Genomic DNA, 3,046 nt, shown 5'->3' on the forward strand with positions numbered 1-3,046 from the left:
GCGGCTGCGCGACACCAAGGCCGAGATCCTGGCCGAGGCGGTGCGGCTGGGAGCCGGCCGCGCTAGCGAACCGGGCGATGCTCCGGCTTCGCTCGGCGTTGTCGCGGTCCCGCCGGAGGCGGTCAGCGACGTCGTGGCCGAGCTCCTGGAACGCGATGAAGCCGAGTACGTCACCGATGTGGCGAGCGTCAAGGCGCTACCGGCGGCGCAGGTCCGTGCACGCAGCGGGCCCGCCGCGCGATACGTCGGGAGTCATCCCATGGCCGGACGGGAGGTCTCCGGCCCGGGTGCCGCCCTGCCAGACCTGTTCGAAGGCCGGCCATGGGTGATCTGCCCGGATGAACACACCGACCAGCAGGCTGTGACCCGCGCCCTCGCGGTGGCCCGGCTGGTCGGGGCGGCGCCGGTGACGATGACGATCGCCGACCATGACGCGGCGGTGGCGCTGGTCTCGCATGCTCCGCACCTGGTGTCCGTGCTGATGGCGGCACGGCTGGTGGACGCTGAAGACCACGAGATACGGCTGGCCGGGCCAGGCGTTGCCGACGTCACGCGCATCGCGGGCGGTGACCCCGGGATGTGGACGGAGATCCTCAGTGCCAACGCACAGGCGGTCCACGGGGTACTCAGCGACCTACGCGACGACCTAGACCGTACGCTGTCCGCACTGGCAGCTCCGGACACCGCGCGGGCGGCTCTGTACCAGCTGATGCGTACCGGTGTCGACGGCCGTGTCCGGCTGCCGGGCAAGCATGGCGCGGCCCACGCGGAGTTCGTGACGGTGGCGGTCATGGTCGATGACCGTCCCGGACAGCTTGCCCGGCTCTTCGCCGACGTCGACGCCGCCGGAGCCAACGTGGAAGACGTGCGTATCGACCACAGCCCAGGTCAGCCGGTCGGTCTCGTGGAGATCGATGTCCGGCCGGGGACCGACGCCGAGCTGCGTAGGGCGCTCACCGAGCATGGCTGGAATGTGCCTCGCTGATCATCGACCTCGGCACCGCGCGCGGCGTGGCCGAAGCTCGACGGACATCGGCTAGGCGTGGCCATGCAGCCGAATTCGGCCGGACAGATTACCCTTCTGGTCGTGTCTTCGCATTCCGCATACTCCGCGTCCGACCTCGTGGTCGCCATTGACGGTCCGTCGGGCTCGGGCAAATCGAGCGTCGCTAAGCGCGTCGCTCGTGCGCTCGAGCTCCGTTATCTCGACACCGGTGCGATGTACCGCGCCGTCACATGGTGGCTGCTGGACCAAGGTATAGAGCTCTCCGACACGGATCGAGCCGCAGACCTCGCCCGCCACATGCCGTTGCGGATGGGATTGGACCCTCGGCGGCCCACGATCCATGTCGGGGATGTCGACGTGGCCGTACAGATTCGGGAAAGCAGGATCTCCGCGGCGGTAAGCGCTGTCGCGACGAACTTGGCGATCCGGGCGGAGCTGGTGGCCCAGCAACAGGCGATCGCGGCTGAGCGCGGCGTCGTCATCGAGGGCCGGGACATCACGACGGTCGTGGCGCCCGATGCGCCGGTGCGCGTGTTGCTGACGGCGACCGAGCAGGCCCGGCTGGCACGCCGTGCGAGCGAGCTGCACGGCGAGTCGACGGCGTCGGCGGTCGAGGCCACCAAGGACGAGGTGCTGCGGCGGGATTCGGACGACTCCACGGTGGCGCGGTTTCTGGACGCCGCCGAGGGGGTGGACGTGGTCGACTCGTCGCACATGACGTTGGATGAGACGGTGCGTGCTGTGCTTGAGCTGGTGGAGAAGCGGACCGGGATCACACCGTGACCGCCGTACGGACCCCGGGCAAGCGGGGCGCGGCCGTCGGACGCTGGCTGGCCGCTGTTCTGGCTCGGTTGTTGTGGTCCGTGCGACGCCACGGGCCGGAAAATGTCCCGTCGTCGGGGCCGGTGATCATCGCTCCGCACCACACCGGCTTCCTGGACGCGCCACTACTGATGGCGACCTGCCCACGGTCGGTGCACACGCTGGCGAAACGGGAGCTGTTCCGCGGTCCGATGGGCTGGGTGCTGCGAGGTGTCGGGCAGATCCCGCTGGACCGTGACGAGCCCGGGCGGGACTTGCTCGAGGCAGGAATGGGCGTGCTGGCCGACGGGCGAATTCTGGTGGTCTTCCCGGAAGGAACGCGCGGTGCGGGGGACTTCGCGGAGATGCGGCCGGGCCTTGCCTGGTTCGCGATCCGGTCGGGTGCGCCCGTGGTTCCGGTCGTCTTTAGCGGAACCGGGACCCGAGGCCGTACCCTTGCAGGGCTGCCCCGGTTGCGAGCACGACTGGACGTGGTCTTCGGCGAACCGGTGACATTGCCCGCTGGAGGTCCCCGGACCAGGTCCGCTCTGGAGGCGGCGACCGAGCAGTTGCGCGAGGAGCTCGTCTCCCACCGCAAGGCTGCTCTCGAGATACTGAGAGATGACTCCTCGTGATCGTCGATGCCCGGCCATGACACGTCGTGGCCGCCGTCGGTCATCATGAGGAATGTGATGAGGAGAGCGTGTGAGTGAGCCAGTCGAGACTGTCGAGGCTGAGGCCGGGCAGCCGCCGTTACCCGTGGTGGCGGTCGTGGGCCGGCCGAACGTCGGCAAGTCCACGCTGGTCAACCGTATCCTGGGGCGCCGGGAAGCCGTGGTGGAGGACGTTCCGGGGGTGACCCGTGACCGCGTCGCCTACGACGCGGAGTGGGCGGGGCAGACGTTCACGCTGCTCGACACCGGTGGCTGGGATCCCGAAGGCGAGGGCATGGCCGCGCGGATCACCGCACAGGCCGAGGTAGCGGTGGTCGCCGCCGACGTCGTCGTGTTCGTCGTCGACAGCACTGTCGGCGCTACCGACGCGGACGAGGCCGTCGTCCGTGTGCTGCGACGCGCAGCCAAACCTGTGGTGCTCGCGGCGAACAAGGTGGACAACGCGGCGAGCGAGGCAGAGGCGGCGGCGTTGTGGAACTTGGGGCTCGGTGAGCCGCACCCGGTGTCCGCACTGCACGGCCGGGGGAGCGGCGATCTGCTCGACGCGGTGCTCGAGGCGTTGCCG

Annotated in this window: 4 protein-coding genes; all 4 read left to right on the forward strand. The window is 69.6% G+C overall.

All coding sequences use genetic code 11. The features are described 5' to 3' along the window. Positions 1–985 (forward strand): prephenate dehydrogenase (locus ELR45_RS21400; RefSeq protein WP_205856994.1); only part of this gene is annotated, 985 nt, incomplete at its 5' end. 102 nt (positions 986–1,087) lie between these two features. Then, complete coding sequence (gene cmk / locus ELR45_RS21405) at positions 1,088–1,789, forward strand: (d)CMP kinase (protein WP_205856995.1); 702 nt, start codon at positions 1,088–1,090, stop codon at positions 1,787–1,789. Then, on the forward strand, positions 1,786–2,442 hold the full coding sequence (locus ELR45_RS21410; RefSeq protein WP_129668174.1) for a lysophospholipid acyltransferase family protein: 657 nt from the start codon (positions 1,786–1,788) through the stop codon (positions 2,440–2,442). Before cmk ends, ELR45_RS21410 begins: the two co-directional genes overlap by 4 nt. A 70-nt stretch (positions 2,443–2,512) precedes the next feature. Next, positions 2,513–3,046: GTPase (locus ELR45_RS41290; RefSeq protein WP_240759993.1), on the forward strand; the 534-nt coding region annotated here is incomplete at its 3' end.

Origin of the sequence: Phytoactinopolyspora endophytica (genome assembly GCF_004138495.1) — a bacterium.
GTDB lineage: Bacteria > Actinomycetota > Actinomycetes > Jiangellales > Jiangellaceae > Phytoactinopolyspora > Phytoactinopolyspora endophytica.